The 19792-nt window shown below is 73.9% G+C and carries 17 protein-coding genes; 6 read left to right on the top strand and 11 right to left on the bottom strand.

Annotation, left to right across the window (positions count from 1 at the left end; translation table 11 throughout):
• Window positions 1-29 precede the first annotated feature (29 nt).
• The gene (locus ACIRQH_RS32380) at window positions 30-692 is read right to left on the bottom strand and encodes a pyridoxamine 5'-phosphate oxidase family protein (RefSeq protein WP_404228252.1); all 663 of its coding nucleotides are present in this window, start codon (window positions 690-692) and stop codon (window positions 30-32) included.
• A gap of 166 nt (window positions 693-858) precedes the next feature.
• Here ACIRQH_RS32380 and ACIRQH_RS32375 point away from each other — a divergent pair, with 166 nt between their 5' ends.
• Complete coding sequence (locus tag ACIRQH_RS32375; protein ID WP_404228249.1) at window positions 859-1707, top strand: alpha/beta fold hydrolase; 849 nt, start codon at window positions 859-861, stop codon at window positions 1705-1707.
• Window positions 1708-1798: 91 nt separating this feature from the next.
• Here the strand turns inward: ACIRQH_RS32375 and ACIRQH_RS32370 are convergent, their stop codons facing one another.
• A complete protein-coding gene (locus tag ACIRQH_RS32370) occupies window positions 1799-2806 on the bottom strand; it encodes a hydroxyacid dehydrogenase (protein WP_404228246.1) in 1008 nt (335 codons plus the stop codon).
• Between the two features lie 243 nt (window positions 2807-3049).
• On the opposite strand from ACIRQH_RS32370, the gene ACIRQH_RS32365 reads away from it, so the two are divergent.
• The 3 genes from ACIRQH_RS32365 (at window position 3050) to ACIRQH_RS32355 (ending at window position 8449) form a co-directional block, all read left to right on the top strand.
• Window positions 3050-4300: an FAD-binding protein gene (locus ACIRQH_RS32365; protein WP_388871475.1), complete on the top strand. Its 1251-nt coding sequence runs from the start codon at window positions 3050-3052 to the stop codon at window positions 4298-4300.
• Between the two features lie 71 nt (window positions 4301-4371).
• Window positions 4372-7365 (top strand): glycoside hydrolase family 2 TIM barrel-domain containing protein, encoded by a 2994-nt coding sequence (locus ACIRQH_RS32360; RefSeq protein WP_404228243.1) that lies wholly within the window; start codon window positions 4372-4374, stop codon window positions 7363-7365.
• 205 nt (window positions 7366-7570) lie between these two features.
• Window positions 7571-8449: an alpha/beta hydrolase gene (locus ACIRQH_RS32355; protein WP_388933373.1), complete on the top strand. Its 879-nt coding sequence runs from the start codon at window positions 7571-7573 to the stop codon at window positions 8447-8449.
• A gap of 60 nt (window positions 8450-8509) precedes the next feature.
• Here the strand turns inward: ACIRQH_RS32355 and ACIRQH_RS32350 are convergent, their stop codons facing one another.
• The 5 genes from ACIRQH_RS32350 to ACIRQH_RS32330 form a co-directional block, all read right to left on the bottom strand.
• The gene (locus tag ACIRQH_RS32350; RefSeq protein WP_404228240.1) at window positions 8510-9313 is read right to left on the bottom strand and encodes an isocitrate lyase/phosphoenolpyruvate mutase family protein; all 804 of its coding nucleotides are present in this window, start codon (window positions 9311-9313) and stop codon (window positions 8510-8512) included.
• A 76-nt stretch (window positions 9314-9389) separates the two neighbouring features.
• Window positions 9390-10127, bottom strand: coding sequence for a rhomboid family intramembrane serine protease (locus ACIRQH_RS32345; RefSeq protein WP_404228238.1), 738 nt, complete (start codon window positions 10125-10127; stop codon window positions 9390-9392).
• Window positions 10128-10182: 55 nt separating this feature from the next.
• A complete protein-coding gene (locus tag ACIRQH_RS32340; RefSeq protein WP_404228235.1) occupies window positions 10183-12006 on the bottom strand; it encodes a DUF2264 domain-containing protein in 1824 nt (607 codons plus the stop codon).
• A gap of 168 nt (window positions 12007-12174) precedes the next feature.
• Window positions 12175-12963 (bottom strand): class I SAM-dependent methyltransferase, encoded by a 789-nt coding sequence (locus tag ACIRQH_RS32335; RefSeq protein WP_388871491.1) that lies wholly within the window; start codon window positions 12961-12963, stop codon window positions 12175-12177.
• Between the two features lie 48 nt (window positions 12964-13011).
• Entirely contained in the window at window positions 13012-13614 is a 603-nt protein-coding gene (locus tag ACIRQH_RS32330; RefSeq protein WP_388871494.1) for a nitroreductase family protein, read from the bottom strand.
• Between the two features lie 91 nt (window positions 13615-13705).
• On the opposite strand from ACIRQH_RS32330, the gene mmuM reads away from it, so the two are divergent.
• On the top strand, window positions 13706-14656 hold the full coding sequence (mmuM, locus tag ACIRQH_RS32325) for a homocysteine S-methyltransferase (protein ID WP_404228232.1): 951 nt from the start codon (window positions 13706-13708) through the stop codon (window positions 14654-14656).
• A 259-nt stretch (window positions 14657-14915) separates the two neighbouring features.
• Here mmuM and ACIRQH_RS32320 read toward each other — a convergent pair whose 3' ends face one another.
• Both ACIRQH_RS32320 and ACIRQH_RS32315 read right to left on the bottom strand, forming a co-directional pair.
• Window positions 14916-16634: a carboxylesterase/lipase family protein gene (locus tag ACIRQH_RS32320; protein ID WP_404228229.1), complete on the bottom strand. Its 1719-nt coding sequence runs from the start codon at window positions 16632-16634 to the stop codon at window positions 14916-14918.
• Window positions 16635-16724: 90 nt separating this feature from the next.
• Entirely contained in the window at window positions 16725-17405 is a 681-nt protein-coding gene (locus tag ACIRQH_RS32315) for a ThuA domain-containing protein (RefSeq protein ID WP_388871503.1), read from the bottom strand.
• A gap of 165 nt (window positions 17406-17570) precedes the next feature.
• On the opposite strand from ACIRQH_RS32315, the gene ACIRQH_RS32310 reads away from it, so the two are divergent.
• Window positions 17571-17984 (top strand): VOC family protein, encoded by a 414-nt coding sequence (locus ACIRQH_RS32310; protein ID WP_358818235.1) that lies wholly within the window; start codon window positions 17571-17573, stop codon window positions 17982-17984.
• A 9-nt stretch (window positions 17985-17993) separates the two neighbouring features.
• On the opposite strand, the gene ACIRQH_RS32305 is transcribed toward ACIRQH_RS32310, so the two are convergent.
• Both ACIRQH_RS32305 and ACIRQH_RS32300 read right to left on the bottom strand, forming a co-directional pair.
• On the bottom strand, window positions 17994-18749 hold the full coding sequence (locus ACIRQH_RS32305; RefSeq protein ID WP_404228222.1) for a helix-turn-helix domain-containing protein: 756 nt from the start codon (window positions 18747-18749) through the stop codon (window positions 17994-17996).
• Window positions 18750-18759: 10 nt separating this feature from the next.
• Window positions 18760-19731 (bottom strand): AraC family transcriptional regulator, encoded by a 972-nt coding sequence (locus ACIRQH_RS32300; RefSeq protein WP_358818237.1) that lies wholly within the window; start codon window positions 19729-19731, stop codon window positions 18760-18762.
• Window positions 19732-19792 lie beyond the last annotated feature (61 nt).

The raw sequence follows: 19792 nt of genomic DNA, 5'->3' as shown, positions 1-19792 counted from the left end.
ACTCCTCACGGTATGCCCCCGGACCGGCGTCAGCCGTGCCGGGTCCCCTCGCGGCGCGCGATGTGGTCCGGAGCGGGCTGTCCGGACGGCAGCAGCGGGTCGGGGACGGGTGCGCCCCAGGTGGCCGTCAGCGGGAGCGTGCCGGCCCACAGACCCATTGCCGCGTCCGGGCCGTCCCCGTCGTCCGGGGCGCCGGTGCGGATCTTGACGGAGGCCGCTTCGAGGGAGAGGGCGAGCACGGTGGTCGCGGCCAGTTCCTTGCGGCTGGGGCGGCGCGCGTAGTCCCACTGTCCGGGGGTGGCGTGCTCCGTGAGGAGGCGGAGGGCCTCGGTCTTCTCGTCGGGGTCGGTGACCTTCCGCGGGACGCCGTGGATCATCGCGCTGCGGTAGTTCACGCCGTGCTCGAACACGGACCGGGCCAGGACGAGCCCGTCGACGTGCGTCACGGTGACGCACACGGGCGTGTCCCCCGCGAGGCTCCGGCTCACCACGGAGCCGTGGACGTACAGGTCGCGCTCGCCCCGCCCGTACACCGTCGGCACGACGACCGGGCGCCCGTCGACGATCACTCCGAGGTGGCAGACGAACCCCGCGTCGAGGATGGTGTCGAGGTCGGCGCGGTCGAGGCTGCCCTGCTCGCGCAGCCGGCGGTGCCGGGTGAGGTCGGTGTCGGGAAGCGGTCCGTAGGTCATGACCGACAGAATAACGATATCGATCGCTCATTGGCCATGAATCGACTGAATCGGCATCTGCGGACACGGTAAACAACGGAATCCGCACATGACGTGTGGAGGGTCGGCGCGCCGGGCGCGCGGAAGTCGTTTGCCCCGCCCGCCCCTCGCTGCGAGAGTCGCGGCCATGCCCACCTTCGCCGCGTACGACGGGACCGAGCTGGCCTTCGAGGTTCTCGGGGACGGACCACCCGTGGTGTGTCTCCCGGGCGGGCCGATGCAGGACTGCGCCTACCTCGGGGAGCTGGGCGGGCTCTCGGCGCACCGGCGGCTGGTCATGGCGGACCCGCGCGGCACGGGTGGATCGGCGGTCCCCGAGGACCCGGGCACGTACCGCTGCGACCGGCTGGTCGACGACGTGGAGGCGCTGCGTGAGCATCTCGGTCTGGAGCGGCTGGATCTGCTCGCGCACTCCGCGGGGACGAACCTGGCGATGCTCTACGCGGAGCGTCACCCGGACCGGATCGAGCGGCTCGCGCTGATCACGCCGAGTCCCTACGCGGTCGGCATCGAGATCACTGGCGACGTCCGGCGCGAGACGGCGCGGCTGCGGGTCGCGGAGCCGTGGTTCCCGGAGGCGTTCGCCGCGCTGGAGCGGATCGTCGCAGGGGACGGCGACGCCGACGCCTTTCTGGCCATCGCCCCCTTCTGGTACGGCCGTTGGGACGAGGCCGCCCGGGCGCACCGGGCCGCGGAGGACGCGCACAGGAACCGGGAGGCCGCGGGCCGTTACGGCGACGGCGCGTTCACCCCGGACGTCACCCGGGCGGCGCTCGCCCGCCTGACGTTTCCGGTGCTCGTGCTCGCCGGAGAGGTCGACCTGAACTCGCCGCCTCCCGCGGTCGCCGCCCTCGCCGCCGTGTTCCCGCGTGCCGAGCTGGTCGTCCAGCCCGACGCCGGGCACTTTCCGTGGCTGGACGACGCGGAGCGGTTCGTTGGGACGACCGGCGCCTTCCTCGGCCGGCCGGCCGGCTGACCGCCCGCCGCGTGGCAGCTCCGCCCACCCTCGGCGGCGGCTTCCCCATGCCGTCCAGCCGCCCGCCCCGTCGCCCCCTCCGCGCGGCCCGTCAGGCCGTCCGTTCCAGCTCCGCCTCGTCCACCCGGAACTCCAGCTCCCGCCCCGCCAGCAGCCGTGCCAGTTCGCCGAGAACGGTCGCGCCGAGCCGGGCGACCTCGTTGCCCTGGGAGCCGGCCAGATGGGGGGTGACGAAGGCGTTCGGGAGGTCGAGGAGCGGGGAGTCCGCCGGGAGCGGCTCGGGGTCCGTGACGTCGAGGACGGCGCTGATCCGGCCGGACCGCAGTTCCGCGACGAGCGCGTCGTGGTCGACGAGTGAACCGCGCGCGGTGTTCACGAGGACCGATCCGTCGGGCATCAGGGCGAGTTCGCGGCGTCCGACGAGGTGCCGGGTCTCGGGGGTCTGCGGGGCGTGCACGGTGACGATGTCACTGCCGGCGAGCAGGGCGTCGAGCGGCAGCAGCGGGACCCCGAGGTCCGCCGCGCCGGCTTCGTCGACGTAAGGGTCGGCGAGGCTCACCCGCAGGTCGAAGGGCCGTAGCAGTTCGATGAGGCGTCTGCCGATGCGGGAGGCGCCGACCACGCCGACACGGCGGCCGAAGTTCCCGACCCCGGGCAGGATCTCGCCGTGGGGGAAGGCCCGGTCGTCGCGGAGGCGGTCGCGGTACGCGAAGGCGTTCTTGCCCGCGAGCAGGATCATCGCGAGCGTGTACTCGGCGACGGGCAGCGCGTTCGCGGCGGCGGCCGACGACACGGCGATCCCCCGGTCCCACACCCCCTGTGTGGTGAACCCCTTCACGGACCCGGCGGCATGCAGCACGGCCCGCAGTTCCGGCGCCGCCTCCAGCGCACCGGCGTCGAGGACAGGACAGCCCCAGCCGGTGATCAGGATCTCGGTGACGGCGAGCCGCTCACGCACGCGAGCGTCGCTGAAGTCCCGCGCCACCAGGGCGGGATCGATGTCCACCAGCTCACGCAGCCGGGCGAGCGCGTCCGCCGGGAAGACGCGCGGTACGTTCTCGGCCGTCATGGCGAACATCGCCACGGGACGCTTCGGCACAGAGGGGCCTTCCGGTTCGGGAGACGCCCGACGGCGTCCGGCGACGGTGCGGGACCTCGACGCGATCGCGTGATCGTCGGCGAGTGTCGACGGCCCCCGTGACAGCCACAGCAACCGCTCTCTACGGTAGATCGCAGCGCGTGAGAGGGTCAACGGAGAGGTCCGCCACCTGGGCGGACCGGCGCGGTACGTTCGCCGGGCGGTCTTCGCACGGTCGGCGGACATCCGGGGAGGAACGGCACGATGACTGGGACGCTGACCAACTGGGCGGGCAACATCACGTACACGGCCAAGGAGCTGCACCGGCCCGCCTCGGTCGCCGCGCTGCGCGCGCTGGTCGCGGAGAGCTCCCGTGTGCGGGTGCTGGGCAGCGGCCACTCGTTCAACAGGATCGCCGAACCGGGCGCCGACGGCGTCCTGCTGTCGCTGACCGCGCTGGCGCCCGGGATCGACGTCGACACGGCGGCCCGTACGGTACGGGTGTCGGGCGGCGTGCGCTACGCCGAACTCGCCCGCGCGGTGCACGCGAAGGGTTTCGCGCTGCACAACATGGCCTCCCTGCCGCACATCTCGGTGGCCGGCTCGGTCGCCACCGGCACCCACGGCTCAGGGATCGCGAACGGGTCGCTGGCCTCGGCGGTCCGTGAGGTCGAGCTGGTCACCGCGGACGGCTCGACGCTGACGATCGGCCGCGGCGACGAGCGCTTCGACGGCGCGGTGACGGCTCTGGGCGCCCTCGGTGTGGTCACCGCTCTCACGCTCGACGTGGAGCCGGACTTCGAGGTGAGCCAGCACGTCTTCACCGAACTCCCGCTGGACGGCCTTGACTTCGAGAAGGTCGCGTCCTCCGCGTACAGCGTGAGTCTGTTCACGGACTGGGGGCGGCCCGGTTTCCGCCAGGTGTGGCTCAAGCGGCGCACCGACCAGCCCCTGCCGGACTTCCCCTGGGCGGAGCCCGCGACCGAGGCCATGCATCCGGTGCCGGGGATGCCCGCCCGCAACTGCACCGAGCAGTTCGGCGTGCCCGGTCCCTGGCACGAACGACTGCCGCACTTCCGGGCGGAGTTCACCCCGAGCAGCGGCTCCGAGCTGCAGTCCGAGTATCTGCTGGCACGCACCGACGCCCTGGCCGCCCTGCACGCCCTGGACGCGATCCGCGGGACGATCGCGCCTCTGCTGCAGATCTGCGAGGTGCGGACCGTCGCCGCCGACCGGCAGTGGCTGAGCCCGGCGTACGGGCGGGACACCGTGGCGCTGCACTTCACCTGGGTCGACGACACGGAGGCCGTGATGCCGGTGGTGCGCGGTGTCGAGCGGGCGCTGGAGCCGTTCGCGCCGCGCCCGCACTGGGGCAAGGTCTTCGCCGTACCGCCGACGACGCTGCGCGAACGCTATGCGCGACTGCCCGACTTCCGGGCACTGGTCGACCGCCTCGACCCGGCCGGCACCTTCACCAACGCCTTCGTGGAGGACGTCCTCCCTCCTCGCTCCTGACGGACCGGGCAGAGGTCCCGGGAGAACCGCACCGACCGGAATCACGGCTCACGGGCTGACCAAGGAGACGTATGTCCTTCCGCACCTCGCCCTCGCACCCGACCGCTGGACCGTCCGCCACCGCCTACGTCGAGGACGTGTCCCCCGGCCACGGCGCCCTGCCGCCGCGCGCCCGGTACGCCACCTCGGACGCCACAGCCCTTTCCCTGAACGGGCGTTGGCACTTCCGGCTCTCCCCCACAGCCGACGCGCGCGACGACTCCTTCGCCGCCGAGGGGTACGCGCCGCACGAGGGCCACGACGCCGGCAGCTGGGCCGGGGTCCAGGTCCCCGGGCACTGGGTGCTGCAGGGGCACGGCGCGCCGATCTACACCAACCACCTCTATCCGTTCCCGGTCGACCCGCCGCACGTACCGACCGAGAACCCGACCGGCGATCATCTGCGCTTCTTCGACCTGCCGGCCGACTGGCCCGCGGACGGCGGTACGGTGCTGCGCTTCGACGGGGTCGAGTCCTGCGCCCGGGTCTGGCTGAACGGCACCGACCTCGGTGAGTTCAAGGGCTCCCGGCTGCCGCACGAGTTCGCCGTGGGCCATCTGCTGAGGCCGAGGCGCAACGCGCTCGCCGTCCGGGTGCACCAGTGGTCGGCGGGCTCGTACCTGGAGGACCAGGACCAGTGGTGGCTGCCCGGCATCTTCCGTGACGTCACCCTGCTGCACCGCCCCGCGGGCGGCGTGCTCGACTTCTTCGTGCACGCCGGGTACGACCACCGCGAGGGCCTCGGAACCCTGCGCGTCGACTCCGACGTCGACGGGCGGGTTCTCGTCCCCGCCCTGGACGTCGACATCGCGACCGGGGTGGAGGTCACGGTGCCGGTGGCGCCGTGGACCGCCGAGACACCGAGGCTGTACGACGGCGAACTGGTCACGGAGGGCGAGCGCGTACCCCTGCGGATCGGCTTCCGCACCGTCGTTCTCGCGGACGGGCAGATCAAGGTCAACGGCCGTGCGGTGCTGTTCAAGGGCGTCAACCGGCACGAGTGGCATCCGGAGAAGGGCCGCGCGCTCGACGCGGAGACGATGCTCGCGGACGTGCTGCTGATGAAGCGGCACAACATCAACGCCGTTCGCACCTCGCACTATCCACCGCACCCCGCCTTCCTCGACCTGTGCGACGAGTACGGCCTGTGGGTCGTCGACGAGTGCGACCTGGAGACCCACGGTTTCACCGAGGAGGGCTGGCGCGGCAACCCCGTCGACGACGACCGCTGGACGCCCGCGCTCCTCGACCGGGCGGCCCGGATGGTCGAGCGCGACAAGAACCATCCGTCCGTCGTCATGTGGTCGCTCGGCAACGAGGCGGGCACCGGACGCGGCCTGACGGCGATGGCGGACTGGATCCGGGGCCGCGACGGCTCACGCCTCATCCACTACGAGGGGGACGCCACCTGCCGTGACACGGACGTCTACTCGCGCATGTACGCCGACCACGCCGAGGTCGAACGCATCGGCCGCCACGAGGACGAGGGCGACGCGAAGCGGCGCCGACTCCCCCTCATCCTCTGCGAGTACGGCCACGCCATGGGCAACGGTCCCGGCGGACTCGCCGAGTACCAGCGACTGTTCACCGCCCACGACCGCGTCCAGGGCGGGTTCGTCTGGGAGTGGATCGACCACGGCATCAAGGACGAGCGCCACGGGTTCGCGTACGGCGGGGACTTCGGCGAGGAGTTGCACGACGGGAACTTCGTCTGCGACGGGTTGCTCTTCCCGGACCGGACACCGTCCCCGGGACTCGTCGAGTACAAGAAGGTGATCGAACCCGTCCGCATCGACACCGGCGGAGCCCCCGGCCTCTCCGGACCGGCCCGACTCCGGGATCGGGATCGGGATCGGGAAGGGGTACTGGACCGAGTCCCGGACGCCGCCCCTGCCGACGGCGTCGTGCGCGTCACCAATGGGTACGACTTCGCCGACCTCTCCGCGCTCACGTTCTCGTGGTCGTACCAGGTGGACGGTGAGACCGTCGGGACAGGCCCTCTCCCGGTGCCCGAGCTGGCTCCCGGCGAGTCGGCGGACGTGAAGCTGCCCTCGCCGCCCGTGGACCCGGGGGGCGCCGAGACGCACTGGACGGTCCGGGCGGTCCTCGCCGAGGACACGGCGTGGGCGCCCCGCGGCCATGAGGTCGCGTGGGCCCAACTCGCCTCCGCCGAGGGCGTGTCGGCACCTCTCGCGCGGCTCGTCGCCCCGGTGGCCGGTGAGGGGGTGATCACCGTTGGGCCGGGCACCTTCGACGCCCGCACCGGAGAGCCGCTCACGATCGGCGGTGCCGAGGTCACGGGGCTGCGGCTGGACGTGTGGCGCGCCCCGACGGACAACGACAACGGCGCGCACTGGCAGCCCGAAGCCCGCTTCGGTCCGCTCTGGCGACGGCTCGGCCTGCACCGCATGCGGCACCGCCTGGACGCGGTGGAGCAGGACGAGGACGCGTTGACCGTGCGGACCAGGGTGGCGCCCGCCGCCCGCGCGATCGGCCTGCGCACGGTGTACCGGTGGACGTCCGACGGCACTCGGCTGCGACTGACCGTGTCCGTGGCACCGGAGGGCGACTGGAAGCTGCCGCTGCCCCGGCTCGGTGTCCGGCTCGGGCTCGCCGGTTCGGCGGATCGCGTGACCTGGTTCGGCGGCGGCCCGGGCGAGGGCTACCCCGACACCAAGTCGGCCTCGATGATCGGTCGTTGGGACTCGACGGTGGACGCGATGCAGACACCGTACGTGCGCCCGCAGGAGAACGGCGCCCGGCCCGACGTCCGCTGGGCGGAGATCGGCGGCGTGCGCATCGAGGGCGATCCGCGGTTCTGGTTCACCGCGCGGCGCTGGACGACCGAGCAACTGGACGCTGCGGAGCACCTGTCGGACCTCAGCGCCGGCGACACGCTCTGGGTCGGCCTCGACCACGGCCAGCAGGGCATCGGCTCCCAGTCGTGCGGTCCCGGGGTGCTTCCGCCGTACCGACTGGACGCCGGGCCGGCGGAGTTCTCGTTCGTCTTCTCGGACATCCGCTAGCCCGGCCGGAACCGGCCCGGTCGGACCGGCTCGATCGGCCGAGCGGTTGCTCCCCCGTGCGGCCCGGCGCGGTCCGCCGGGCCGGAATTCCGTGGAACCCGGGCTCAGCCGCGCCTACGATCTGCCGGTGGACCGGCCGGGAGATCACCGGCCTGCCGGGCCGGGACGACGGCGACCGGTTCACGGACGACGAAGGACGAGGACGATGACTGAGCCCGGGAGGGGACCGCGCCCGTACCACCACGAGGTGCGCGGCAGCGGCCCCGTACTGATGGTGGTACCGGGCGGGGCCGGACACCCCATGGGCCTGGAGAGCCTCACGGACCGGCTCTCCGAGCGGTTCACCGTGGTGACGTACGACCCGCTCGGCCTGTCGCGCAGGCCCCTGGACGGCCCGGTCGGCGACCAGCGTGTCGAGGACTGGAGCGACAACGCCCACCGGCTTCTCGGCTCCGTCCTCCCGGACGGTGAGTCGGCGTACGTCTTCGGCACCAGCTCGGGCGGCATCGTCGCCCTCGACCTGCTGGCCCGGCACCCGGAGCGGCTGCGCCGGGTGGTGGCCCACGAACCGCCGAGCGTCGCCGTGCTGCCGGACGCGGTGGCCCAGCGCGCGATGGTCGAGGAAGTGGACCGGCTCTGCCGCACGCAGGGCCCCGCGCCGGCGATGGCGCGCCTCGCCGCGGGCCTGGAGGGCCGGGCCTGGGAGGGCGCGGCGAGCGGTCGGGGGGACGCGAGCGCCGAGCCTGCGGAGACGTACGGCACAGCCGCGCCCGGCTCGCGGGCCGCCGAGCCCGTGGAGATCCCCGCGGACACCCCGATCGCCGTCTTCCTGGCCCACGTACTGCGCCCGTTCGCCACGCGCATCCCGGACGTGGACGTACTCAAAGGGCTGTCCGACCGGTTCGTCCTCGGCGCCGGCCGCACCTCCGAGGGCCAACTCCCGCGCCGTACCGCCGTGTCGCTCGCCGAGGCCACGGGGGCCGCGCTGCTCGACTTCCCCGGCGGCCATCTCGGCTGCCTGGAACACCCGGTGGAGTTCGCGGACCTCCTCACGGAGGCGCTGGTGGGCCGGGCGACGCGCTGAGACGCTCGCACCTGTGACCGAGCCGCGCCTGAACCGCCCCAGGGCGGGCGGCTTTCCGGGTCAGGGACCGAGCTGCCGCGCGCTGAGGGCCTGCACGTCCGCGTAGGAAGGAGTGCTGCCCTGCGGGGTCCGGCCGGCCCGGATGTCCAGGGCGGTGTCGAGGGCGGCGCCCAGGGACCGGCGGTACAGCAGGGAGCCGAGACTGACCCGGCGGACGCCGAGATCGCCGAGTCGGGCGACGGTCGGGCCGAGGGGTGAGTACAGGACGTTGAGCGGCGCGTCGAACGTCTTCACCAGGTCAGCGATGCGGTCCGGGTCACTGAGTCCGGGCACGAACACGCCGTCGGCGCCCGCCTGGAGGTAGGCGTCGAGGCGGCGGCACGTCTCGGTGTGGCCCCCGTCGCCGAGCCAGTACGTGTCCGTCCGGGCGTTCACGAACAGGTGGGGCACCGCGGCCTTGACCGCCGCGATCTTCGCGGCGTGCAGCGTGGCGGATCCGAGGCCGTCCTCGATGTTGACGCCGACCGCGCCGGCGTCCGCCAGTTCGCGCGCCAGCCCGGCCACCGTGTCCGGGTCCTCGCCGAACCCGTCCTCCGCGTCCACCGACAACAGGAGACGGGCCCCGCCGAGTTGCCGGGCGAGCCGGACGGTGAGGTCTCGGGTGGCGGCGGCGCCGTCGGGCAGCCCGGCGGCGGCGGCGACACCGAGACTCGTGGTCCCGACGGCCGCGAACCCCTGACCGGCCAGCGCGAGGGCGGAGGCGTGGTCCCAGGCGTTGGGCAGCAGAAGGGGGGCATCGGCGTGGTGCAGCGCGGCGAACGAGGCTGCGGCGCCGACCGGGTCTTCACTCGGGGCAGCGGTCATACGGGGACGATAGCGGCGGGATGGTTCGGCACCCGCCGAACTGTCCCGTCGGCCTGCCGGGGGCTCGGCCCCCGGGCTAGAGAAGCCCCAGATCCCCCAGCTCCTTGTGCAGGTCCGCGCGGGGGTTGTCCGTGGTGGACGGCTGTGCGGCGCGGGGGGCCGGTGTGCCCGGTGTGGCGGGCGGGGTCGGGGTGGCGGTCTGCCGGGGGTGGCGGTCACGGAAGAGCCAGGCGCCGAGGAGGCCGCCGCCGAGGCCTCCGAGGTGTCCGAGCCAGCTCACGCCCGGGGTTCCCGGGACCGTGACGGTGAGCATGTAGGCGAAGGACGCGGCCATGACGACGCCGATCAGGGTGTCGATCAGGTGGCGGTCGAAGAGGCCGCGGACCACGACGTAGCCGAAGTACCCGAAGATCAGGCCGCTCGCGCCCACCGTGTCCACGCCGCCGCTCTCGAAGAGCCACACCGTGAGGCCGCTGGTCACGGCGACGAGGAGGCTCAGCCCGAGGAAACGGGCCACTCCGCGGTAGGCGGCGAGGAAGCCGAACACGAACAGGGGGCCGGAGTTGCTCTCGATGTGGGCCCAACTCCAGTGCAGCAAAGGTGCGCTGAGGATGCCGGGCAGGGTGCCCAGGTCTCCTGAGACGACTCCGTGGTCACGCGAGAGGGCGTAGTGGTCGGCGGAATTGGCCAGTTGCACCAGCCACACGATCGCAAGGAGCGCGAACATCACGAAGAACGCCTTCCGCGCCTCCGCGATCATCCGCTCGGGATCGGCCGCTCTGTCCGCCCGCGTGCCACTGTCCGGTCTGGCCATGGCCCGTTCCCTCCCCCGGCGGATCCGCGTCCGCGTCGGCACCGCCGTCTCCACTCTAGGGAGTTCGGACGAACACTCTCGGGGAGGGCCCCCGGGACGGCTCCCGTGTCTCCGGCCCCTCCGGCCCCTCCGGCCCCTCCGGCGACGGGGCTACATGGTCGGCGGAGGCGGTGAACCGGAAGGTCGCCTCGTCGCCCGGTGCCCAGGTCACCGTGAGGTCGTACGCGCCGGGTCCCGCGTCCTCCACCGGTGCCACCCGTACCGACACCAGATCCGTGAGCGGGCGCGGGTCCGGCTCAGCGGTGAGACGGACGAGGGCGACGAAGAGGGAGGTGTCGGCTCCCGTGGTCCCCGCCGCCTCCGGCAGACCGTCCGCGGACGCACCCGCCCCGGACAGGCCGTGAACCGCGCGGAGTTCGGAGCGAGCTCCGACCGGCGCCGCCCAGCCCGTGACCCGTACCGGCGTCCCCGGGGCCGCGCCCGACACCAGGTGGGCCCGCACCTCCACCGCACCCCGTGCGACGACGAGGCCGGCCACGGCGACGCCCTCCCCGACGGTGTGCCGGGACGCCGCCCAGCCCTCGCCGACGCCCAGCGGCTCGATCCCCGTACGGCCCGCGTCGCCACCGACGATCACGCTGTTGTCGTACGAGGACGAGGGCTCCGTGACGGTCGAGTAGGCGAGCCGCGTGTAGTACGGGTCGTAGCGGGCGTCCTCGCTGCCGTGGTTGTGGAGGCGGACCAGACCGTCCGAACGCGTCGACTGGATCAGCCAGTTGGCCGGACGGACCGCGGTGACCGCATCGGCGCGTTCCGCCGGGCCCGGCTCCTCCCGCGCCGTCCACACCTCATGGTCGGCAGGCAGCAACAGGCAGACGAACGCCTTGCTCGCCCAGTACGGGGAAGCGGGGCCGGAGTAGTCCTGCAGGAACGCCTCGTCGGGGCCGCGCCAGCCGCGGGTGAGCAGACCGTCGCCGTCGACCGCGCCCCGGTCGAGGAAGTAGCGCAGGGCGCCGGAGGCGAGGCGCCGGGTCTCCCCCGGGGACAGCGGTGTGCGGCCGGTGAGCGCTCCGAGCCACAACGGGGCGGTGGCCGCGAAGCGGTAGGTCAGGGAGCGGCCCTGAAGCATCGGCGCCCCGTCGGCGCCGAACAGGCGGGCATAGTCGCCGAGATGAGCCTCCAGGCGGCCGGCGTACAGGTCGAGGAGGCGGGTGTCGTCACCGAGCCAGGCGTGCAGCACCGGGTAGAGGTGCATCGCCCAGCCGTTGTAGTAGTCGAACTTGCGGCCGTGGCCGTCGGTGTACCAGCCGTCGCCGAGGTACCACTGCTCGATCCGCTCCAGGCCGCGGTCGATCACCGCGCGGGAGAGGTCAGGCTCGTAGCCGACGTCCTGGAGGAAGCCGCCGACCGTCACCGGGAACAACTCCCAGTTGTTGGGCCAGGGTTCGGCCCTCAGCGCGTCGCCGAGCCAGGCGGCGGCACGCTGACGCACACCGTCGTCCAGGCGGTCCCACAGCTGGGAGCGGGTCAGCCGGAGCGCGAGCGCGACGGACGCGGCCTCGACGAGCGGCTGACTGCGGTGCTCGACCCGGGGCCAGACTCCCGCCGTCCCGGCGGCGAGCCCGTCCGCGTACCGCTCCAGGACCTTCTCGTCCCTGCGGAAGCCCGCCAGCAGCAGCGTCCGGGCGTAGCCCTCCAGCCCGTCGGAGAGCCTTCCGGAGGCGCTCGCGCGGTTTCCGGGGAGGTGGTAGAGGGCTCCCCCGTCGGTCGCGTACGGCGCCACGGCGGCGAGCAGGGAGTCGGCGGTCGCCTCCCAGTGGCCGCGCGTACGGCCGGTGTACGGGCTCAGGGTGCGGTCCTCGGCGGGCTCGGCGGGCATCAGCTGGGCGTCCTGTCTCAGGGGTGTCCGGGCAGGCGGGGCGGTGCGCCGGGACGGAACGACCTGGCGGCAGGACGCTACATCCTCCGGGCAAGCGCTTTCTAGACCCCCGGGGTGCCCTGCCCGGTTCACCACCCCGCTCAGGGCCGGCCGCCCGGACGACGGCGGCTAGGAACCCTGCCGCTCCACCCGGCGGGCCGTGATCAGCTCGTGCAGGTAGCGCTTGGTGATGCTGCCGCCGTACCGGTTGTCGATCAGGCCTGCGAGGCAGGCGAGGAGGCCCTCGCGGGCGGGTGCCGGCAGCGCGCGGTGGCCCGAGTAGGTCCGCAGGACGTCGAGGTAGGCCTCGGTGGTGTACGTGATCTCGCGGGAGAAGCGCCGGATCCCGACCGGCCCGAGCCGGTCGCAGGCGTCGAGTTCACCGGTGTCGGAGGCGACGTCGCTCTCGTCCGACGCGCGCAGGCCGGGCGGGGTGGCGGGGTCCCAGCGTTCGTAGCATCCCTGGGCCCGGGCGAAGAACTCCTCGGAGCCGCCCGCCACATGGTGGGTGGTGATCAGGGCGAGGGTGCCGCCCGGCGCGAGGGCGGCGGTCATCCCGGGCACCCGCTCGGCCGGGTCGATCCAGTGGAAGGCGGTGGCGCAGACCGCCAGTGCGAAGACGGGGCCCGGCGGGGTCCACTCCTCGAACGCGGCGACCTCGACGCGGGCCTCCGGGAACGGCCGAAGGTTGCGCCGGGTCACCGCCGCGAGGGAGGGCCCCAGTTCGACCGCCGTGATCCGGCAGCCCGTCCGGGCCAGGGGCACGGTCAGCTGTCCCGTTCCCGGGCCCACCTCCAGGACACGCGTGTCCGGGGTCAGGTCCACGTCGCCGATCAGAGCGTCGACCAGGGCGGGCGGGTAGGCGGGACGGGAGCGGTCGTAGAGCTCGGCGTCCTCGTCGAACACGTCTCGCAGCATGCGTCCAGGCTAGGGCGTGCACCCTCTGGGGCGGCCGTCGTCGCCGTGTCAGGCGTGCAGCCCCCAGTGCCCCCGGTGGACGACCTCGGCCGTACCGCGTCGGCGTTCCTCGACGAGCGGGCTCTGCGGGGGAACGTCGTCGGACCGGTAGCCGACGGTGATGCCGCCGATGGGCGCGTACTCCGCGGGGATGCCGAACTCGGCCCGGAAGGGCCGCAGTTGCTCCGGCATGATCCCGAAGAAGCAGGCGTCGAGCCCCTCGTCGACCGCGGTGAGCAGCATCATCAAAGACGCCATCCCGGTGTCGACGAACCAGTACGGGGCGGGCCAGCGGGCCTCCGCCCGGTCCTCCCACCCCTTGTCGGGCTCGGCGTAGCGCTCCAGGTAGGCGGCCTTGTGGGCGAGCGGTACGACGACCAGCGGGGCGTCCTGCATGGTCGGCGTCTTCTCCACCCGGGTGGGGACGAAGGGCCAGAACCGGGCGCGGTCGGGCGGGTCGGTCAGGGCCAGGAACGCCCAGCCTTGCGAGAAGCCGGCGGAGGGTGCGCGGAGCGCGGAGGCGAGGACGCGTTCCACGGCCTCCGGGGTCAGGGGCTTGTCGGAGTAGTGCCGGATCATGCGGCGGCGACGGACCACCTCGGAGAATTCCATGCCGGCTGATCCTGCCACCGCCCGCCCCCTCCGCGGCAGGGTGCCGTGGACCTCTCGGCGGGGTGCCGTCCGGATCGACTAGCGTCGTGGCATGACCAGCGACACGGCCGGCCGCGTGGCCGGTGACACCCCCCGCACCTTCGCCGAGGCGCTCTCCCACGGCACGGTGGTGCTCGACGGCGGCATGTCCAACCAGCTGGAGTCGGCCGGGCACGACCTGAGTGACGCGCTGTGGTCGGCACGGCTGCTCGCGGAGCGGCCCGAGGCGGTCGTCGAAGCACATCTCGCCTACTACGAGGCGGGCGCGGACGTAGCGATCACCGCCAGTTACCAGGCGACGTTCGAGGGCTTCGCGCGGCGTGGCATCACGCACGAGCGGGCTGGCGAACTCCTCGGCCTGAGCGTCGAGTCGGCGCGCGAGGCCGCCCGGCGCGCGCACGCCGAGGGGGTCGCGCGGCCGCTGTGGGTGGCCGCGTCGGTCGGTCCGTACGGGGCGATGCTCGCGGACGGTTCGGAGTACCGGGGGCGGTACGGGCTGAGCGTCGACGAGCTGGAGCGGTTCCACCGCCCGCGCCTCGAAGTGCTGGCCGCCGCCGGTCCCGACGTGCTGGCCCTGGAGACGGTCCCGGACGCCGACGAGGCGCTGGCCCTGCTGAGGGCTGTGCGCGGGCTCGGCGTCCCGGCGTGGCTGTCGTACAGCGTCGCCGGTGACCGGACGCGGGCCGGCCAGCCGCTGGAGGAGGCCTTCGCACCGGCCGCCGAGGCGGACGAGATCGTCGCCGTCGGCATCAACTGCTGTGCGCCCGAGGACGTGGACGCGGCGATCGCCGTCGCGGCCCGGGTGACCGGGAAGCCCGTCGTGGTCTATCCGAACAGCGGCGAGGCCTGGGACGCCGAGGCCCGCGCCTGGACCGGCAGTTCGTCGTTCACGGCGGGTCAGGTCGCCGGGTGGGAGCGTGGCGGGGCGCGGCTCGTCGGCGGTTGCTGCCGGGTGGGTCCGGAGGCGATCACGGGAATCGCGACAGCTGTACGGGGCGCTTGACGCCGACCGGCGCGGGGTCGCTCGCCCCGTCCCTACGATCCTCCTGAACCCGGCCGGCAAGAGCCGGCCCAGCCCGGTACGGGGCCCCTCACCTCGGTCGGTCCGGACCATCGGCCCCGCCCGGTGCGGGGGCGCAGGACCCCGGCCGGCACACGCCGTGCGCCGCGGCGAGCGACACCGCCGGTGTCCGGCCCCGCTCGCCGGCGGCGGCGCTTCTCACCCCGGCCGTCCACCGGCGCGGCCCGCAGCGCCCCACCGGTCACGGCCGCCCGGTGCCGCCCTCCGGGCCGCCCCGCGCTCCCGACCTGCGGAAGCGGCGGACAGCGGACAGCGGTGCCCCTATGCGGGTCGTCGTGCCGAAGGTCCGGCGCGCGGGACCTTCGGGTTCGAGAGGCCCGTCCGCCGGCTCGGCCGTGGGCGCGGACGGCCGCGCCGCCTCCTCCTCCCACAGGGCGAGTTCGCGGTCGCGCAGGCCGTGCACGGTGTGCGGGTCGCCGACGCCGAACACCCGGACCGGGTGCGAGCCGTCCCACGCGTCCCACCCCGGATCGCCGTCGACCGCGAACCGCACCCACGCGCCGTGCATGGCGTCCGCCAGCTCCTGCGGGGCTCCCTCGCCCGCGAGCTTCTCCGACTCGGGCGCGTCGGGAGTGTCGAAGACGAAGCCCAGTTCCAGGGCGTGGCAGGCGCCGAGGTCCGGCACGTTGGACGGCCAGGCGAACTCGTAGACATATGCCGGAGCCCGCGGGACGCCCCGGGCGTCCGCGTCGAGGGCGGCGGTGGGGCGGCCGTCGCGGGCGTCGGCAAGGCGGTGCAGCGGGACCCGCAGGATGTGGTCGGTGACCATCTGGCCGACGAGGTCGGCGGTCCCCGCGTCCGGGTGGAGGGCGCGGTAGCCGCGAGGGACCTCGTGGCCGCAGTGGCAGCGGGCCATGGCGCCGGCGAGGGCGACCGGGCCGAGGCGGTCCACGCGTTCCAGGAGGCCGCCCGGCACGAGCCACAGCCGGTACTCGTCGCGGGTCCAGCCGAGGAGGAGGCCGACGTCCGGCGCGGCGCCCCCGACGAGTGCCTCCAGCGGGTCGCGCGGGACGAGGTCGCCGTCGACGACGATGCCGAAGGCGGGACCGCCGAGGACGGGACTGCTGAGCCGGCCGACCTCGGCCTGGGTGCGCAGGAGAAGGTCGCGGTCGACAGTGGCGAACGCCTCGGCCGTCGCCGGGATCTTCAGCCGGGCGGCCATCCTGCGGACCATCCGGCGGACCTTGTCGCGATCGCTCGCCTCGGGCGGGCCGCTCTGCAGGACGGCCCGGTGGAAGAGCCCCTGGGCGCGTGGGCTCGCGAGCAGCGCGCCGATGCTGATGGCCCCCGCGGACTCGCCGAAGACGGTGACCCGGCCGGGATCACCGCCGAACGCGGCGACGGACGCCCGCACCCACTCCAGCGCGGCCAGCTGGTCGCGCAGCCCGGGGTTGGCGGGGGCGTCCGGGAAGAGGCCGTAACCCTCCACTCCCAGGCGGTAGTTGATGGAGACGAACACGACGCCGTCCCGGGCGAACGCGCGCCCGTCGTAGACCGGTACCGCCGAGGAGCCGCGGGTGAGGGCGCCGCCGTGGATCCAGACCATGACGGGGAGCCGGGCGGCGGGATCCGGGGCCGGTGTCCACACGTTCAGGTTGAGACAGTCGTCGCCGGGGACGCTGGGGTCGGACAGGAGCCGCCCGAACGCCTCCGAGTACGGCGGTTTCGGCGGCGTCGGGCCGAACGCGCCCGCGTCCCGCACGCCGTCCCACGGCTCGGGCGGCACGGGCGGGCGGAAGCGGTGGGGGCCGAAGGGCGGAGCCGCGTAGGGGATGCCCCGGAAGACCGCGATCCCGTTCTCGTACCGGCCGCGGACCCTTCCGTGCGGGGTGGCGACCACCGGGTCCTTCGTCTCCGCCGATTCCACCGCGTCCACCACCATCCGGGACCAGCTCCTCATCGTCGCGAGTCGTAAGGATCAGGGCATCACATCACGTCCCGGTATTCCTGCGGACGTCCCCATTCGGCCGATATCGCGGTACGGCCCTGGTCAGCGCGCCACCACCGGGTCGGCCCCGGGTCCTGCCGCGGCCCAGGTGATACCGCCGAGGAGATGCCGGCGGAAGTCCTCGTCGTCGTAGGCCTGCGCGGTGTGTCCGAGGGCGGTGTAGAAGACGCGGCCCGCGCCCTGGGTCCGGCACCAGGCCAGGGGATGCTCGTCGCCCATCCCCCCGCCCTCGTAGGAGGATTCGTCGGCCGAGACCAGGACGCGTACCGAACCGCGGGGAGCGGCCCGGAAGTCGTACCACTCGTCCGTGAACTCCCAGACGGGAGGCAGGTGTCGGGTGGCCGGATGTCCGTGGTCCTCGACGACGGCGCGGCCCGGCTGGAGGTCCGGGTGCCGGGCGAAGCGGGCGCCGAGCAGTTCTCCGTAGTAGGGCCAGTCGTACTCGGTGCAGGCGGCGGCGTGCACCCCGGCGAACCCGCCGCCCCCGTCGACGTAGGCCGCGAGCCGCTCGCGCCCGGGTGGCGTGAGCACGTCGCCGCTGGTCGACAGGAAGACGACCGCCGCGTACGCGTCGAGGGGAGCCTCGAGGACGGCCGGATCCTCGGTGGCGTCGACGGCGAACCCGTACGCCTCGCCGAGGGCCCGCACGGCGGCGATCCCGGCCGGGATGGAGTCGTGCCGGTAGTCGGCGGTACGGGTGTACACGAGGACGCGGAATGTCATGCCCGGAGCCTAGTGGCGGCCCCGATCGGGGCGCCTGCCATCGGACCCCGTCCGGCGGCCGTCTCGCCGGGCGTCCGGGGGTGACGGCGTGAGCCGCCCCCGCGCGCGCCCCGCCGTGTCCGTTTCCTTCAAGACTGATCTCACGGGTCCGCCTAGCGTGGCCGTATGACTCCTCGATTCGATGTGATCGGCCTCGTCGCCTCCGACATGGCCGCCTCTCTCGCCTTCTACCGCCGGCTGGGGTTCGACTTCCCCGCGGGTGCCGAGGCCGAGCCGCACGTCGAGGCCGGGCTGCCCGGCGGACTGCGTCTCGCGCTCGACACGGAGGAGACCGTCCGGTCCTTCCACCCGGGGTGGCGGCCCCCGTCCGGCGGCGGCCGGGTGTCGCTCGCCTTCCGCTGCGACGACCCGGCCGAGGTCGACTCGGTGTACGACGAACTGGTCGGCGCCGGGCATCACGGCGAACTGAAGCCCTGGGACGCGTTCTGGGGCATGCGGTACGCCGTCGTGCACGACCCGGACGGCAACGCTGTGGACCTGTTCGCTCCGCTGCCCGGGGACGGTTCACCCGCGCGGTAGTCCGGACGGCTACCGGTGGGCGACCAGCTCACCGAGCGTCGCGCCCGCCAACTCCCTTACGTCACGGGCCAGATGGGCCTGGTCGGCGAATCCGGCGCGGAGCGCCGTCTCCGCGAAGGGCACGCCGTCCCGGGCCAGGGCGAGGGCGCGTTGCAGGCGCAGCACGCGGGCCAGGGTCTTGGGTCCGTAGCCGAAGGCCGTGAGGGACCGTCGGTGCAACTGGCGTGCGCCCAGACCCAGTTCGTCAGCGGTCCGGGCGACCGGGTGGCCTCCGTCGAGTGCGGCCACGACCTCCAGGAGCACCGGATCGGGCCGCTCGGTGTCGGCCGCCCGGCGCAGGGCGACCTCTTCGAGCGCGGTCACGGGGTCGGCGGCCGCGTCGATCCGCGCGGCGAGGCGGCGCACCTCGGAGGCGGGCCACAGGTCGATCAACTCGACGCGTCGGTCGCGGAGTTCGTCCGCCGGAACACCCAGGTAGGTGGGGGCCGTGCCCGGGAAGAAGCGGACGCCCGCCCAGCCGCCGCCGGACGACACCTCGTCCGGGACGTACGGGCCGGTGTCGGGACCGGCCACCAGCAGGCGGCCCTCGGTCCACAGCAGGTCCATGCAGCCGTCCGGCAGAACGGCCGCGACGGTGGCCGCGGGCGGATGCCCGGGGTCGGCGCCCGGTCCCTCGCTCCCGCTCTCCGGGCCGGGACCGGGAAGGCCCGGGACGCGGCTCCACACGACCGCGCCCGGCAGCCGGGAGGCCCGTTCCGCGTACATGGGTGCCAGGCTACGCCGCGCCCGTCCGGTGTTCCTGCGGGCTGACGCCGTACACCCGCTTGAAGGCGCTGGAGAGGGCGAAGGCGCTGCCGTAGCCGACGTGGCGGGCGATCGTCTCCAGGGTGTCGTCGCTCTCGCGGAGCCGGTCGGCGGCCAGCGCGAGCCGCCGGCCGGTCAGGTAGGTCATCGGGGGCTCCCCGACGAGTTCGCTGAAGCGCCTGGCCAGGGCGGCGCGCGAGACACCGGCCTTGGCGGCGAGCGTCGCGACCGTCCAGGGGAGTGCCGGATCGTCCCGCACGATCCGCAGGACGCGGCCCACGACGGGATCGGCGAGGGCCTGGTACCAGGCGGGCGTCGCGGCCTCCGGGCGGGAGAACCAGGCCCGCAGGGCGGCGATCATCAGAAGGTCGAGCAGCCGGTCGAGGACGACCTCCTGTCCGGGTTCGTCGCGCACCATCTCGTCCGCGAGGATCGAGGTGAGCGGGCACTCCCACACGTCGGAGGTGAGCGACAGCAGCGGCGGCAGGGCGTCCAGCAGCCGGCCGTCGACCTCGCCCCGCATGAGGTACGTGCCGATGAGCAGCACGGTGGAGCCGTCGAGCCGGTCGCCCCAGGTGCGCACCCCGAGGTCCCAGTGGCCGCTGAGCGAGCGCCCGTCGGGGTAGGAGCACTCGCCGCCCGGCAGGATCACGGCCTGCGTGGGGGTGTCGGGGTCGTCGGCGCAGACGTACGGGTCGGGACCGCGGGCGATGGCGAGGTCGCCGGCCCGCAGCCGGACCCGCTCGCCGCGGTCCGGTACGACCCAGGCGTCGCCGCGCACCACGAGCATGATCGTCAGCGGGGCGCGGTCCTCGACGCGCAGCGACCAGGGCGGGTCGAAGCACGCGCGGATCATGAAGGCGCCCCGCGCGCGGGGACCCTCCAGCAGGCCGGCAAGGGGGTCCCCCCGCGTCAGCGGGTTCGAGCCCGGGCGAGCGTCCATGGCGCCAGCGTAGACGGACCGGGCGAGCCGTGGACGTCCGCTTATGGGAACGAGCCGCTCG

Source organism: Streptomyces sp. NPDC102279, from assembly GCF_044766365.1.
In the GTDB taxonomy this organism is placed as follows: domain Bacteria; phylum Actinomycetota; class Actinomycetes; order Streptomycetales; family Streptomycetaceae; genus Streptomyces.
This window is presented reverse-complemented; position numbering and strand designations above follow the sequence as displayed.

What these genes read in the sequence shown, in the direction of transcription:
- ACIRQH_RS32330 (WP_388871494.1), bottom strand. Translation starts at nt 13,614, where the DNA reads ATGGAATTCTCCGAGGTGGTCCGTCGCCGCCGCATGATCCGGCACTAC.
- ACIRQH_RS32350 (WP_404228240.1), bottom strand. Translation starts at nt 9,313, where the DNA reads ATGACCGCTGCCCCGAGTGAAGACCCGGTCGGCGCCGCAGCCTCGTTC.
- ACIRQH_RS32360 (WP_404228243.1), top strand. Translation starts at nt 4,372, where the DNA reads ATGTCCTTCCGCACCTCGCCCTCGCACCCGACCGCTGGACCGTCCGCC.
- ACIRQH_RS32315 (WP_388871503.1), bottom strand. Translation starts at nt 17,405, where the DNA reads ATGACATTCCGCGTCCTCGTGTACACCCGTACCGCCGACTACCGGCAC.
- ACIRQH_RS32320 (WP_404228229.1), bottom strand. Translation starts at nt 16,634, where the DNA reads ATGAGGAGCTGGTCCCGGATGGTGGTGGACGCGGTGGAATCGGCGGAG.
- ACIRQH_RS32355 (WP_388933373.1), top strand. Translation starts at nt 7,571, where the DNA reads ATGACTGAGCCCGGGAGGGGACCGCGCCCGTACCACCACGAGGTGCGC.
- ACIRQH_RS32380 (WP_404228252.1), bottom strand. Translation starts at nt 692, where the DNA reads ATGACCTACGGACCGCTTCCCGACACCGACCTCACCCGGCACCGCCGG.
- ACIRQH_RS32305 (WP_404228222.1), bottom strand. Translation starts at nt 18,749, where the DNA reads ATGTACGCGGAACGGGCCTCCCGGCTGCCGGGCGCGGTCGTGTGGAGC.
- ACIRQH_RS32300 (WP_358818237.1), bottom strand. Translation starts at nt 19,731, where the DNA reads ATGGACGCTCGCCCGGGCTCGAACCCGCTGACGCGGGGGGACCCCCTT.
- ACIRQH_RS32365 (WP_388871475.1), top strand. Translation starts at nt 3,050, where the DNA reads ATGACTGGGACGCTGACCAACTGGGCGGGCAACATCACGTACACGGCC.
- ACIRQH_RS32310 (WP_358818235.1), top strand. Translation starts at nt 17,571, where the DNA reads ATGACTCCTCGATTCGATGTGATCGGCCTCGTCGCCTCCGACATGGCC.
- mmuM (WP_404228232.1), top strand. Translation starts at nt 13,706, where the DNA reads ATGACCAGCGACACGGCCGGCCGCGTGGCCGGTGACACCCCCCGCACC.
- ACIRQH_RS32345 (WP_404228238.1), bottom strand. Translation starts at nt 10,127, where the DNA reads ATGGCCAGACCGGACAGTGGCACGCGGGCGGACAGAGCGGCCGATCCC.
- ACIRQH_RS32335 (WP_388871491.1), bottom strand. Translation starts at nt 12,963, where the DNA reads ATGCTGCGAGACGTGTTCGACGAGGACGCCGAGCTCTACGACCGCTCC.
- ACIRQH_RS32375 (WP_404228249.1), top strand. Translation starts at nt 859, where the DNA reads ATGCCCACCTTCGCCGCGTACGACGGGACCGAGCTGGCCTTCGAGGTT.
- ACIRQH_RS32340 (WP_404228235.1), bottom strand. Translation starts at nt 12,006, where the DNA reads ATGCCCGCCGAGCCCGCCGAGGACCGCACCCTGAGCCCGTACACCGGC.